The 13091-nt window shown below is 67.0% G+C and carries 15 protein-coding genes; 6 read left to right on the top strand and 9 right to left on the bottom strand.

The genetic code is table 11. The annotated features are described in order from the left end of the window. Positions 1 to 26 precede the first annotated feature (26 nt). The gene (locus tag HALNA_RS18610; protein WP_049937872.1) at positions 27 to 215 is read right to left on the bottom strand and encodes a DUF7554 family protein; all 189 of its coding nucleotides are present in this window, start codon (positions 213 to 215) and stop codon (positions 27 to 29) included. A 251-nt stretch (positions 216 to 466) separates the two neighbouring features. Between HALNA_RS18610 and HALNA_RS18605 the strand changes: the two genes are divergently transcribed. Beyond that, entirely contained in the window at positions 467 to 1561 is a 1095-nt protein-coding gene (locus HALNA_RS18605; protein WP_049937870.1) for a sulfite exporter TauE/SafE family protein, read from the top strand. Positions 1562 to 1574: 13 nt separating this feature from the next. Here the strand turns inward: HALNA_RS18605 and HALNA_RS20365 are convergent, their stop codons facing one another. Both HALNA_RS20365 and uvrB read right to left on the bottom strand, forming a co-directional pair. Then, on the bottom strand, positions 1575 to 1745 hold the full coding sequence (locus HALNA_RS20365; RefSeq protein ID WP_157573622.1) for a hypothetical protein: 171 nt from the start codon (positions 1743 to 1745) through the stop codon (positions 1575 to 1577). Positions 1746 to 1817: 72 nt separating this feature from the next. Beyond that, positions 1818 to 3878, bottom strand: a complete 2061-nt coding sequence (gene uvrB / locus HALNA_RS18600; protein WP_049937869.1) for an excinuclease ABC subunit UvrB — start codon at positions 3876 to 3878, stop codon at positions 1818 to 1820. Between the two features lie 91 nt (positions 3879 to 3969). Between uvrB and HALNA_RS18595 the strand changes: the two genes are divergently transcribed. Continuing rightward, positions 3970 to 4827, top strand: a complete 858-nt coding sequence (locus HALNA_RS18595; protein WP_049937868.1) for an SDR family oxidoreductase — start codon at positions 3970 to 3972, stop codon at positions 4825 to 4827. Positions 4828 to 4922: 95 nt separating this feature from the next. Here the strand turns inward: HALNA_RS18595 and HALNA_RS18590 are convergent, their stop codons facing one another. Beyond that, complete coding sequence (locus tag HALNA_RS18590) at positions 4923 to 6779, bottom strand: SLC13 family permease (RefSeq protein ID WP_049937867.1); 1857 nt, start codon at positions 6777 to 6779, stop codon at positions 4923 to 4925. Positions 6780 to 6883: 104 nt separating this feature from the next. On the opposite strand from HALNA_RS18590, the gene HALNA_RS18585 reads away from it, so the two are divergent. After that, positions 6884 to 7153, top strand: a complete 270-nt coding sequence (locus tag HALNA_RS18585; RefSeq protein ID WP_049937866.1) for a DUF7553 family protein — start codon at positions 6884 to 6886, stop codon at positions 7151 to 7153. A 54-nt stretch (positions 7154 to 7207) separates the two neighbouring features. On the opposite strand, the gene HALNA_RS18580 is transcribed toward HALNA_RS18585, so the two are convergent. Together HALNA_RS18580 and HALNA_RS18575 are read right to left on the bottom strand one after the other, a co-directional pair. Continuing rightward, a complete protein-coding gene (locus tag HALNA_RS18580; RefSeq protein ID WP_049937864.1) occupies positions 7208 to 7792 on the bottom strand; it encodes a hypothetical protein in 585 nt (194 codons plus the stop codon). Positions 7793 to 7937: 145 nt separating this feature from the next. Further along, entirely contained in the window at positions 7938 to 8798 is an 861-nt protein-coding gene (locus HALNA_RS18575) for a sulfurtransferase (RefSeq protein WP_049937862.1), read from the bottom strand. A 231-nt stretch (positions 8799 to 9029) separates the two neighbouring features. Between HALNA_RS18575 and HALNA_RS18570 the strand changes: the two genes are divergently transcribed. Then, a complete protein-coding gene (locus HALNA_RS18570) occupies positions 9030 to 9812 on the top strand; it encodes a sulfurtransferase (protein WP_049937860.1) in 783 nt (260 codons plus the stop codon). Positions 9813 to 9862: 50 nt separating this feature from the next. On the opposite strand, the gene HALNA_RS18565 is transcribed toward HALNA_RS18570, so the two are convergent. After that, positions 9863 to 10858 carry an AI-2E family transporter gene (locus tag HALNA_RS18565; RefSeq protein ID WP_245576045.1) on the bottom strand — a complete coding sequence of 332 codons (996 nt, stop codon included), beginning with the start codon at positions 10856 to 10858 and terminating at the stop codon, positions 9863 to 9865. Between the two features lie 94 nt (positions 10859 to 10952). Here HALNA_RS18565 and HALNA_RS18560 point away from each other — a divergent pair, with 94 nt between their 5' ends. Beyond that, entirely contained in the window at positions 10953 to 11411 is a 459-nt protein-coding gene (locus HALNA_RS18560; protein ID WP_049937858.1) for a DUF2391 family protein, read from the top strand. 67 nt (positions 11412 to 11478) lie between these two features. Next, on the top strand, positions 11479 to 12066 hold the full coding sequence (locus HALNA_RS18555) for a DUF7090 family protein (protein WP_049937856.1): 588 nt from the start codon (positions 11479 to 11481) through the stop codon (positions 12064 to 12066). Here HALNA_RS18555 and HALNA_RS18550 read toward each other — a convergent pair. Further along, positions 12063 to 12842 carry a DUF7089 family protein gene (locus HALNA_RS18550; protein ID WP_049937854.1) on the bottom strand — a complete coding sequence of 260 codons (780 nt, stop codon included), beginning with the start codon at positions 12840 to 12842 and terminating at the stop codon, positions 12063 to 12065. The genes HALNA_RS18555 and HALNA_RS18550 overlap by 4 nt on opposite strands. Further along, positions 12842 to 12931, bottom strand: coding sequence for a hypothetical protein (locus HALNA_RS21815; RefSeq protein WP_449404875.1), 90 nt, complete (start codon positions 12929 to 12931; stop codon positions 12842 to 12844). The genes HALNA_RS18550 and HALNA_RS21815 overlap by 1 nt, the downstream gene beginning before the upstream one ends. Positions 12932 to 13091: the final 160 nt, after the last annotated feature.

Here is a 13091-nt window from a genome sequence, read left to right as displayed (position 1 = left end):
GGCGCGAGAGAAGAGCGTTACGAGCGTCAGATCCGGTCGAGCAACCAGAGGACGATCAAAACGACGATGACGAGGCCGAGAAGTTGGGGAACGAAGCTGAACAGGCCGAAAAAGAGGTCGAACACCTCGCCGACGATTTCGAGCACGAGCCAGACGAGAACCAGCACGAGGACGAGTTTCAGCAGGTCCTCGACGTCGATGGCGGCGCGTGACATAGGTACTGGTGGGAAGGGACCGCTCAAAAGCGTGGTGGCGGGACATCGGTCGCAGGGCGTGGTGTAGACCCCCACGCTGCCGTCGAACCTCAAGGCTTTTGAGACGGAATACGCTACAGGTAGGCCGACAATGAGTCGTGACGCGGCCGACGGCGTGTTGCACACCAGTACGAACTATCCTTCCGGGTCCGTGTCGTCGCACGTCGGGATGCGAACGGCCGTGGCCGGCCACGCCTGACCACGACGAACCAATGAGTGCCTCGTCATACAGCCGCGTCCAGAAGTGGTTCCTGAAGTATCAGCATTTCTTCGTGTTCACGGCGCCGATGGCGTTCGTCGTCGGAGTTTTCTTTACGGCGCCGACGACGGCGAGCGATCCGGGCCTCGACTACTGGCTCGAGTTCTGGTGGCTCTTCCCCGTCTTCCTCCTCGGCGCGACCATCGTAAACACCGTCGGGATCAGCGGCTCCGCGCTCTTCGTCCCCTTCCTCATCTTCGTCTTCCCGTTGTTCGCCCAGCCGCTCGAGCCGGAGACGCTGGTCAAGGTGGGCCTCATCAGCGAGGCGTTCGGCCTCTCCAGTTCCTCCGTCGCCTTCATCCAGTACGGCCTGGTCGACCGCCGACTGGCGCTCACGCTCGTCGGCGGGTCGATTCCGTTCGTCGTCGGCGGTGCCCTGCTCTCGTTCGTCATTCCCGAACCGCTCTTTCACGCCTTGCTGGGACTCGCGCTGCTCGCGGCCGCGTCCCTCCTGTTCAAGACGAACCTGGACCACGGCGAAAGCGAAGACGCCGACGCCGCGGCCGACGGCGGGACGCCGGGCGGCAACTCGGGGACAGCCGACCTCCCCGATGACAGCAACAAGCTGGGTCCGGCGGGCGTCGAGACGGCCGACGACGGGACGGTGACGCGCGTCGACCGCGACGGCGACGACTACGTCTACACCCGTGGCGGCTACCTGCGCCGCGCGGCGAACTACGGCATCGGCGGCACCTTCCAGGGGCTCGCCGGCTTCGGCATCGGCGAACTCGGCATCATCTCGATGCTCGGGACCAAAGTACCGGTCCGCGTCGCCATCGGCACGAACCACATCGTCGTCGCACTGACGGCGGTTCTCGCCTCGCTCGTCCACGTCTTCGGCGGCGGCCTCGTCGGCGGACACTCCCTCTCGCTCGCCTCGACGCCGTGGAATATGGTCGTGTTCACCGTCCCCGCGACGGTCACCGGGGGCCAGATCGCTCCCTACGTCTCCAACGCGCTCAGCACGCGGACGATCAAGCGGTTCGTCGCGATGCTGTTCGGGATCATCGCCGCGGCGCTGTTCCTGATGGCGGCGGGACTCGGGTAGGTGGGGAAAAGGCTCAGCGTTTCGGGTCGAGCGCGTCAACCCGCATGTCGATATACTCCCGCGGCCACTCCGCGAGGTAGACGGCGAGGCGGCCGAGGGAACTGTGCGAGGTCGGACCGTCCGGGGTCGGTCGCTCGTCCCCGGGGAGGCGAGAGGGATCAGTTTCGTGGCTCATCTGTGTCACCTAGTAAAACTGTGCCGGCGTGGCATAAACGTTGGTGATGGTTACCACCGACGGAGCGAGTCGGGCGACCGCTCAGAACTCGGAGTCGAGTTCGGGCGCGACGCCGTCGTCGGCGTCGTCGAACTCCCAGTCCGCCCGGAGTTCGCGGATGCGGTCGCGGATATCCGCCGCGAGTTCGAACTCCAGATTGTCGGCGGCGGCGGCCATCCGCTCCTCTAACGTCTCGATGCGGGCACGGGCTTCGTCCTCGCTCTCCGGTGTGTCGCCCGTGACACTCGAGGTGTCCGTCTCGCTCCCCGGCAGGTTCGCCTCGCCGACCGCCTTCTCGATGGTCGTCGGTTCGTGGCCGTGTTCCTCGTTGAACGACCGCTGGATCTCCCGGCGACGCCGCGTCTCGTCGATGGCCGACTGCATCGAGTCGGTCACCTCGTCGGCGTAGAGCACCACCTCGCCGTTGACGTTGCGTGCCGCACGCCCCATCGTCTGGACGAGCGTCGTCTCGGAGCGGAGAAATCCCTCCTGATCCGCATCGAGGATAGCGACCAGCGACACCTCGGGGATGTCCAGTCCCTCCCGGAGGAGGTTGATCCCGACGAGCACGTCGAACTCGCCCAGACGCAGGCCCCTGATCAACTCGTGGCGCTCCAGCGTGTCCGTCTCGTCGTGCATATACTCCACCGCGACGCCCGCCTCCGAGAGATACTCCGTCAGGTCCTCGGCCATGCGCTTGGTGAGTGTCGTGACGAGGACGCGCTCGTCCCGTCGAATGCGATCGTCGATCCGCTCCATCAGGTCCTCTACCTGCCCCGTGGCGTCGGCCACCTCGACGGCGGGATCGACCAGATACGTGGGGCGGACGATCTGTTCGACCACCTGATCCGAGCGGTCCTGCTCGTAGTCGCCGGGCGTCGCGGAGACGTACAGGGTCCGGTCGGTCTTCGCCTCGAACTCCTCGAAAGTGAGCGGGCGGTTGTCGTACGCGGTGGGGAGCCGAAAGCCGTTCTCGACCAGCGAGTCCTTGCGGGACTTATCGCCCTCGTACTGCCCCTTGATCTGGGGAAGCGTCTGGTGGGACTCGTCGACGACCGTGAGGAAGTCCTCGGGAAAGTAATCCAGCAGGGTGTAGGGGGCCTCGCCCGACGCCCGATCCGAAAGGTGGACGGAGTAGTTCTCGATGCCCGAGCAGTAGCCCGTCTCGCGCAGCATCTCGATGTCGAAGGTGGTGCGTTCCTCGATTCGCTGGGCAGCCACGAGGTCACCCTGTCGTTCGAAGTACGCCACCCGATCCTCCATCAGGGCTTCTATCTCCTCGATGGCGTTCTCCAGGCGGTCCTCCGGAATCGAGTAGTGTTCAGCGGGGTGGATCAGGGCGGCCGGTTCCTGACTCTTCACCTCGCCTTCCAGCGGGTCGAGTTTCGTCAGGCGGTCGATCTCGTCGCCCCAGAACTCCACGCGGACGGCGTAGCGGCCGTACATCGGGAACACCTCGACGGTGTCGCCACGCACCCGGAACGTGCCCTGTGTGAAGTCCACGTCGTTACGGTCGTAGTTGAGGTCGACGAGTCGGGCCAACAGGTCGTCGCGGTCGATCTCCTGACCCCGTTCGAGCCGGAGGGCCATGTCGACGTAGTTCGCGGGGTCACCCAGCCCGTAGATGGCCGACACCGAGGCGACGACGATTACGTCCTCCCGTGTCAGCAGCGAGCGTGTCGCGGAGTGGCGCAGGCGGTCGATCTCGTCGTTGATCGAGGCGTCCTTGTCGATGAACGTGTCCGTCTGTTCGACGTACGCCTCGGGCTGGTAGTAGTCGTAGTAGGATACAAAATATTCTACTGCATTATCCGGGAATAGATTCCGAAATTCCTCATAGAGTTGGGCCGCTAAGGTTTTGTTATGAGCAATAACCAACGTTGGCGTCTGTAATTCTTCAACTACCCAAGAGACGGTGTTCGTCTTGCCCGATCCCGTCACGCCGAGAAGCGTCTGTTCGTCCATGCCGGCCTCGTAGCCGGCGACGAGTTCCTCGATAGCGTCGGGTTGGTCGCCCGCGGGGTCGAACGGGGCCTCGACCCGGAACGGCTGGTCGGCGTCGGGGCGATCCGGCTGGAGCGGCCCGGAGTTCGTGTCGCTCACGGTACCGGTACTGGTCGCTCGACGGACTTGACCGATTCGCTTGGGCCGACCTCGGCGTACTACTTTAGTCCTCGGCGTCGTCGTACCGCCCATGTCTACGGACGAGTTCGACCTCACCCCACCCGAACTGACGACCGACGACCTCCTCGTTCTCGACGACCCCCGTTTCGGCCCGGAGACGGTCGCCATCGTCACCGGGGCGGCGTCGGGAATCGGTCGCGCGACGACACTCGCGCTCGTGGCCAACGGCCTCACCGTCGTCGCCGCCGACATCGACGAGTCGGGACTCGACGACACGACGGAGACGGCGGCCGGCCTCGACGTGCCCGGGACGGTTCACGCCGTCCCGACGGACCTCACGGACGACGACGACGTGGCGGCGATGGTCGACGCCGCGGCCGAAGCGGGCGATCTCCGGTACGTCGCGAACGTGGTGGGGATGCAACATATCGCCTCCATCCCCGAGTTTCCGATGGAAAAATACGACCTCCTGCTCGACATCATGCTCCGGGCGCCGTTTCTCGTCGCCAAACTCGCCATGCCGCATATCCGCGCGGCGGGTGGCGGCGCCATCGGCAACATGTCTTCCGTCCACGGCCACTACGCCACTCAGGACAAGGCGGCGTACATCACCGCGAAACACGGGTTGCACGGGTTGACGCGATCCATCGCCGCGGAGGGCAACGGCACGCTTCGGGGCTTTTCGATCAGCGTCGGCTACGTGCTGACGCCGCTGATGGTAAACCAGATCGAGGACACCGCCGAGGAGCGTGGCATCTCCGAGCAGGCGGTCGTGGAGGACGTGATGCTCGGCCAGGCGCGGACGAAGGAGATGATGACGCCCGCGGAAGTCGCCAACCTGTTCGTCTTCGGCTTCTCGAAACACGGCGACCACCTCAACGGTGGCGACATGCTCCACGACGGCGGCTACAGCACGACGTACGAGTGAGACTGGACATCGGTACCGGTGGCTCGTCGTGACGGGCCGGGGCGTCACCGGGACGCAGGGACGGCGATCCGTCCGACGGTGGCGACGCCGGTCACCTACCGAAGCCCCCAAAAAGCGGCGAGTCCGAGCGTCGTCACGACGGTGACGAGAAGTTGGAGCGGGGCGCCGACGCGGACGTAGTCGGTAAACCGGTAGCCGCCGGGGCCGTAGACCATGAGGTTCGTCTGGTAGCCGATGGGGGTCATGAACGCAGTGGAGGCGGCGAACATCACGGCCAGCAGGAAGGTGAGGCGATTTGCGCCGATCCGGGTCGCGGTGTCGACGGCGACGGGGATCATCAGGACGGTGGTGGCGACGGGCGTGATGACGTTCGCCAGCAGGGCGCTGACGAGATACACCAGCGCGAGGACGCCGAGCAAGGGGAGGACGGCCGTGCTGTTGGCGAGCAGCCCCGCGAGGAAGGCGTCACCGCCGGTGCGTTGCATCGCCAGGCCGAGAGGGAGAACGCCGGCGAGCAGGAAAACGACGTTCCAGCTGACGGCGTCGTAGGCGTCGGTCGGGTTCAGACAGCCGGTGACGATCATCGCCACGACGCCGCCGAGGGCGGCGATGACGATGGGAAACAGACCGAGGGCCGCGACGACGATGACCGCGAGGAGGATGCCGGCGGCGACGGGCGTCCGTGGATCGAGCGGCGCGGGCGCCGTCTCGGCGCGCACCGCCTCGTCGAGATCACCGGGGTCCTCGGCCTCGCGGGTGACCATCACTTCGTCCCGGTCGGCGAGGTAGGCGATGGCACCGGCGGTCGTCTGGAGCAAGAGCGTATCGCCCCGGCGGAGTTCGACGTCGTCGAGGTCGCGCGTGATCACGCCGTCGCCCCGGCGGACGGCGAGCACCGTCGTGTCGAAGCGGTCGTCGAGCGCCGAGTCGCCGAGTCGCTTGCCGAGAAACCGGGAGTCGCCCGGGATCACCACCTCGGCGAGCGTCCCGCGGTGGGGCGTCTCCGACAGGTCGTCCTCGGTCACCTCGTCGCGGTGGCGGTGACGGAGGCCGTAGGCGGCGGCGCGGTTGGCGACCTGGAGGGTCGTGCGGACGGTGAGGAGGTCGCCGGCCACCAGTTGCCGGTCGGTCGAGGTAGCGAGATACGACTCGCCGTCGCGTTCGATCTGGAGCACGTCGAGATCCTCGGCATCGTCGCCCATCTCGGCGACGGCCTCCTCGACGGTCAGCCCGACCAGTGGGGAGGATTCGCGGACGACGAGGCGGACGAGGTGGTTCTCCAGCTCGAACGACCGTGTGAGGTCCTCGTCGGGGTCGATGCGCGTCGGCGTGAGCCATCGCCCGACCGTGAGCAGGTACGCGGCGCCGACGAGGAAGACGACGACGCCGAGTTTCGTGAACTCGAACATCGAGAGCGGCTGACCCAGGAGCTGTCGGGAGAGGTCGCTCGCGAGGATGTTCGTCGCCGTCCCGACGAGAGTCAGGGTGCCCCCGAGCATGGCGGCATAGGAGAGCGGGAGGAGGAACTTCGACGGCGAGAGGCCGTGCTTGCCCGCGAGATCCGTAATCATGGGAATAAACACCGCGACGATGGGCGTGTTGTTCACGACGCCGGCGGCGAGACCGGTCGTGCCGACCGTCGCGCCGAGGAGGCCGCGTTCGGTCCCGCCGGTCGCCGCCTCCAGCATCTCGCCGAGTCGGTCGACGAGTCCCGTCCGCTGGATACCCTCGCTCAGCATGTACATCGCGACGATGGTGAGTGTCGCGGGGCTGGCGAAGCCGGCGATGGCTTCGGTCGCCGAGATACGGGTCCACGACTCGAAGACGACGAGCGAGACCAGGACGGCGAGGGCGGTGGTGTCGCTCGGAATCCGTTCCGTGACGAACAGGAGGAGGGCAACGACGATGAGGGCGAACACCAGCACCATACCGGGCGAGACGGGCGACGCCATCGTCGTCCGTTCGACGGGAACCGAGATATAACCGCAGGGCCGTTCGGGAGGACGGAAACGCGAACAGGGACAGGACCTTGACCCCCGGCGTCGTAACGCGGGCTATGGCACACGAGCAGCTCGAACGAGCGAGCGAGGAACTGTACGCCGCAGCCGCGGCCGCGGCGGCCAACAGCAAGGAGCGCGAACGACTCGAAGGGCAGGCCGACCAGTTCGCGACGCTGGCGGACCGCGGAACGGACCACGGCCGTCTCGCCCGCCACGAGAACGCACTTCGGGAGATCAAGGCGGGGGCGGACGACGACGTGAGCGAGCGGATCGAGGCGGCGATGGACGCCATCACCGCCTACCGCGAGACGCTGGAGGGCGTGTAGCGTCGGTGTGTGAACGCCACCCGAACCCCTTCGCTTCGGGTGGAAGTGAGCCGGTTAGCAGACGTTTTTCGGCTTGACACCCATCGATTCGAGCGTCTCCACGTAGTCGTCGTACGCCGCCTCGACGACGGTCGTCGCGGCGTCGGCGGCGCGCTCCCAGTCGTCGTCGGTCGTACATGCGTCGTCGAGGGCGTCGAGGACGCGGTCCCGACCGACGCCGTCCCGGAGGTCACGGAACTGGTTGGCCGTCGAGGGGTCGGCGTCGCCGACGAAGAAGCCGACCATCTGCCCGACCGTCCGGTCGAGGACGAGGCAGTAACCGAGGGCGCCGCCGAGGCGGGTAACGGGGTCGTCGAGGGCCGCGAGGGCGTCGTGGGCGTGGCGGTCGGCGGGTGTGGCGTCGGCGTCGACGGCGTCGCGCCGGTCGGCCGCCGAGGTAGCGAGAGCGTCGAAGGGATCGGCGTTCCACGACGCGAACGTCTCGGCGGCCGCGGCGGCGTCGGCGGCCGCGGCGGCGCGGACCGCCTCGCCGGTCATGTCGCCGTCGGTCAGCGCGTAGAGCCACTTCGAGGAGCCGAGTCGTGATAGTTGGGTCTCCAGGTCGTCGGTCAGCGTGTCGACGAGCGTCGTGCCGTCCATGCCCGGCGATACGACGGCCCCTCGTTTGTATGCATCGCCAGCGGCCGTGGCGACGGAGGGGGCCGTGGCTCACACGTCGAATCGGCCGGAAGCGAGCGGGCGTCGCGACAGCGGGGAAGGCCGATAGTTGCGAGGGACGTGGCCGTCAGTTGCCCTTCTCGATGGGGACGCCGACGAGGTTGCCCCACTCGGTCCAGGAGCCGTCGTAGTTGATCGTGTCCTCGTAGCCGAGGAGTTCGTGGAGCGCGAACCACGCGACGGAGGAACGCTCGCCGATCCGGCAGTAGGCGACGGTCGTCCCCTCGCCGTCGATTCCTTCCTCGGCGTAGAGCGCTTCGATCTCCTCACGGGTCTTGAACGTGCCGTCGTCGTTGGTCACCGCGGCCCACGAGATGTTCTTCGCGCCGGGAATGTGGCCGCCGCGCTGGGCGGTCTCCTGCAGTCCCGGGGGCGCGAGAATCTCGCCGGAGAACTCCTCGGGGCTCCGTACGTCGACCAGCGGCAGGCCACGGTCGATGGCGTTCTCCACGTCGTCGCGGTACGCGCGGATGCTCTCGCGGGGGCCGGCCGCCTCGTAGTCGACGGCGGGGAACTCCGGCGCCTCGTCGGTGAGCGGGTAGTCGTTCTCCAGCCAGTAGTCGCGCCCGCCGTCCATCAGGCGCACGTCGTCGTGGCCGTAGTATTTGAACTGCCAGTAGGTGTAGGCCGCGAACCAGTTGGAGTTGTCGCCGTAGAGGACGACGGTGGAGTCCTCGGAGATGCCGTGACCGCCCAGCAGCGCCTCGAAGTCCGCCTTCGAGAGGATGTCGCGCGTGGTCTGGTCCTGAAGCTGTGTCTCCCAGTTGAATCCGATGGCGCCGGGGGCGTGGCCCTCGTCGTAGGCCTCGGTGTCGACATCGACTTCCACGAGTCGATAGTCCGGGTCGTCGCTCCGGAACTCGTCGAGGTGGTTCTCCACCCAGTCCGCCGAGACGAGAACGTCCTTCGCGTACGCTGAGTCTGACATGGCGTTCATCCATACGCCACCCGCCCCTATAACCCTCACACAACGGGCAGACACGGCCATTCCTCGGTCGAAACGGAAAATGTTGCCCCCTTTCGGGCGATCGAACGAGCGTGGGCGACGATTGCCGAAGCGTGTCCGCCGATCGGCGGGAGAAATACGGCAAATGTATCCGGTACGTGCGACGGCGGCGAAAGCGCCGTCACTAAATCCGACGGCCCTGTACGGGCGTGCATGACCGAGGACATCGTCGTGTCGGTCGACTGGCTCGCGGACCATCTGGACGAGGTTCGCGTCGTCGACGTGCGCGACGCGTGGGAGTTCGACGGCATCGGACACGTCCCCGGCGCCGTCAACGTGCCGTTCGACCGCTTTCGGAGCGACGCGGGCGACGAGGGGATGTTACCCGGCGCGGAGCGGTGGACGGAACTGATGGAAGCGGCGGGGATCGGTACCGACGACCGGATCGTCGCGTACGACGACGAACACGGGGTGTTCGCCGCGCGCTTTCTCGTCACCGCGCTCCTGTACGGCCACGAGGACGTACACCTCCTGAACGGCGATTTCAGCGCGTGGAGTCGGAGTCAGGAGACGACGACCGAGGCGCCGTCGGTCGACCCCGCTACGTACGAGGTGCGGACGCCGGGGTCGTCGCCACTGGTCGATTTCGAGACGGTGCGGGCGGCCCTCGACGCCGACGCTCTCGTCGTCGACACGCGCGAGGCGTGGGAGTACGAGGAGGGGCACCTCCCCGGCGCGGTCCAACTGGACTGGCGGGACCTCGTCGACGCCGAGACGCGGGGCTTGAAACCCGACGCCGAACTCGAATCGCTCCTGGCCGAGCGAGGAGTGACACCCGACCGCCGGATCGTCCTCTACTGTAACACCGCCCGCCGGATCAGCCACACGTACGTCGCGTTGCGGCATCTCGGCTACGAACACGTCGACTTCTACGAAGGGAGTCTCACGGAGTGGCGAGAACGGGATGGGCCGCTCGTGGACGGCGAGGGCGAATGAGCGACTGATCGCAACGGGGACGGGCTCTCACCGTGTCGGTGACGGTCCGATCAGTCCTCGGAGATCGGGACCTGGTTGAGTTCGTCGGTGAGGAGGTCGGCCGCCTCGATGACGAGCGCGACGGCGAGTGGGCCGGCGATGACGCCGACCGGGCCCAGCGTCAGCAGGCCGCCGACGAAGCCGACGAAGTAGAGGCTCCCGGGGAGGTCGGCCGTCTCGCGGGCGAGTCGCGGCCGGATCAACACGTCGGGGAGCCACGCCACCAGAAGGCTCCCGAGGAGGAACACGAGGGCGGCACGAACCGGATCGCCGACGACGAGATGGGCAACGGCGAGCAGACCGATCAGGACCGACGGGCCGACGACCGGGAGGAACTGGAGGATGGCGGAGACGACCGCCAACGTGAGGAAGTAAGGGTAGCCGAGAAGAAAAAAGAGCACGAGGGCAACGGCGAAGGTCCCCGCCGCCGTCGCCGCCTGAAGCACGTAGATCCCGAAGAGGGTGGCGCGGGTCCGGCGACTCAGCGCCCGGACCACATCCCGGTACGAGTGGGGGACGAGGGCGATGAGCGCGCGGTGGGTTTCGGCAGTGTGTGAGAGGAGGGCAAAGAGGACCATCACGAACACCGTCAGTTTGAGCGCGAGGACGGGAGCCGCGAGCGCGAACGACCGCGCGAGTTGACGGCCGAAGGCGACGACTGCCGTCCGCGTCTCGGCGAGCGTCAGAGTCGTCGACATCCCGTAGAGTTCGATCGTGACGGTCGGCGGGAGGCTGGAGAGGAAGGCGATGATGGTGTCGAGACGGATGGCGACGACGAACACCAGGGGCGCAGCGAGGACGACGACGGCGAGGACGGCCGTCGCCGTCGAGAAGAGGCTGGCACCCCAAGGGGAGAGCCGGTGGCGGACCAGTTCCTCGCGAAGCGGGGAGAGGAGGTACGTGACGGTGACGGCGAAGAAGGTCGTTCCGAGGACGTCCGCGAGCATGGCCGCGGCGCCGAGCGCCAGCAGGCCGAGAAGCGCCCCGAGTACGTGCCGTCGATCCATCGTCACGGTGGGACGTGTGGCGGGTGAGGGCAAAATCGTTTCCCGGCCGTCGGCCGAACGCCACGCCTATGAGCCCGGACGCCCCGAATCGATCATGGTCGGACCGCGGCGACGGTTCAAATTGGCCGACACCGCCCAGCAGGTCGTGGGTGGGTTCCTGCTCGCCGGACCGTTCGTCGTTACGGAGGAGGTCTGGACGCTGGCCGCGAACATGTCGTGGCTCCAGACGCTGCTGACCGTCGGCATCGTCTTCGGCATCGGGTACGGCGCGCTCTACAAGGCCGACGACCGCAACCCCGAGGCGGAGACGGAGGTCGGGGGCGTGCCACTCCGGTTCGTCTCGCTCGTCCTCGTCTCGTACTGTTCGGTACTCACCCTCGCCATCGCGTTCGGCGCGCCCGGAACCTTCATCGCCGAGTCAGGCGGTGACCGGGTCGTCGGCGTCGGCGGCGTCTCCGTCCCGCTCGAAACCGTCGCGGTGACGGTCAAGGCAGTGAGCGTCGGCGCCGTGTTCAGCGTCGTCGGGGCCGCGACGGCCGACTCGCTGTTCTGACGGGCCTACACTCGCCGCCGACGGCATCCACCCGCAGTCTTAAGTCCGTCCGGTCGGAGGGACGGATATGGATTATACGCTCGCCATCGACGGCGCGCCGGAGACGATCCCCGGCGGAACCGGGATTCTCCTCCTCCATCCGAGTATCGGCGAGACCGACCGCATCGACACTGATTTTCTGAAAACCGACACCGACAACTTCCTCGTCATCTCGACTCGGACCACCGCCCGCGAAGTCGAGCAGAAACTCGAACACTACGACGTCGACGAGTCGCGGGCCGACATCCTCGATACGCTCTCGGTCGAGCGGGGCTACTCCCGCCGTCCCTCGGACCGCGTCCACTACGTCGCCTCGCCCGACGACCTGGACGGCATCGTGAGCAAGACGGAGGCGTTTCTCGACTCCCACGAGGGGAAACGGCGGGTGAGCGTCGACTCCCTCACCGAGATGGCGTACTACGCCGACGAGAAGCGGGTGTACGAGGCGACGAAACAGCTCCTCGACCTGCTGACCGAGTACGAGGCCGTCGGGCTCTTTCACCTCTCGAAGGAAGTCCACGACGAGGCGACGCTCGATCGCTTCCGGGACCTGTTTGCCGGCGTGTTGGACCTCGGTGTCGAGGGTGACGTAGCGGTCGCGTTCGACGACGCCTAGTCGTCCGTCTCGAACGTCTTGGCCGTCCAGCGAACCGCGTAGTCGGCACCGTAGTCGATGTACGCCGTCGTATCGAGCGCCACGAAGGGCGCCGGGAGGTCGAGTCCGTGTTTGATCGCCGCACAGGCGAGTTCGGTCGCGTCGGCGAAGTCGGTCTCACCGCGAGCGATGGCGCCGGGAAGCCCGTCGACGCGGTCACGGAGGCGGTCGCCGGCGTCGACCCACGCGTCGTGGAGGCCGGGGCGGTCGTCGGCCCAACCCTCGAAGATCGGCCGGGTCTGGAGGCCAAGCCACCCGTCGTACAGCGCGGCGGCAATCTGGTAGGCCGAGGCCGGATCGAGCGCCACCGCCGCCCGGAGGTCGGGGTAGCGGTCGCCGAAGAAGGGGAGAAACGACTCGGGGGCGTCGAGACCGATCTGAACGAGCGCTTCGGCGATCAGAAAGTCGAGGAAGGCGTCGGGCGTCCCCGCCGCACGGGCCTTACAGAAGACGATCGGTGGGTCGGTCTGGCGCGTCCACGCGACGGTTCCGTCGCCGGGGAGTCCGATGGTGAACTCCGGGCCGGCGTACCGATGGAGGGGCCGGGGCGCGTCGTCCGGCACCCACTCGTCCGGATAGGTCGCCGGATCGAAGGCGTCGACTAGAAGGCCGAGGTCCTCGGCGGCCCCGGGCGGGAGCGTCTCGAAATCGCTGTCGACGTCGAGGACGATAGCGGCGGGGGCGTGGGCGCTACGAACGGCCGCCAACTCCTCGGAGAGCGACCGACGCTCGAACATCAGCCGAGGAGGATTCCGAGCGCGAGGGCGGCCGCGAGAACCGCCGAAACACTCACTGTCCCGAGCACGACTTTGGTCGCCTGACTCATAGCCGAACACTCGGAGCGCCGTCTTATAGGGATTTCGAGGCGAGGGCAGCCGTCTTCGGGCGACTGATCGAGCCTCGGTCGGCCGTTCGCCCTCATATATCCATCGTTTCGACTCCGTCGAGAAATTGATCTTGAGAGATATCAAAGCCGGATAACGAAC

This window comes from Haloplanus natans DSM 17983 (genome assembly GCF_000427685.1).
In the GTDB taxonomy this organism is placed as follows: Archaea; Halobacteriota; Halobacteria; order Halobacteriales; family Haloferacaceae; genus Haloplanus; species Haloplanus natans.
The sequence above is the reverse complement of the archived record's forward strand: the minus strand, read 5'-3'. Positions and strand labels throughout refer to the sequence as shown.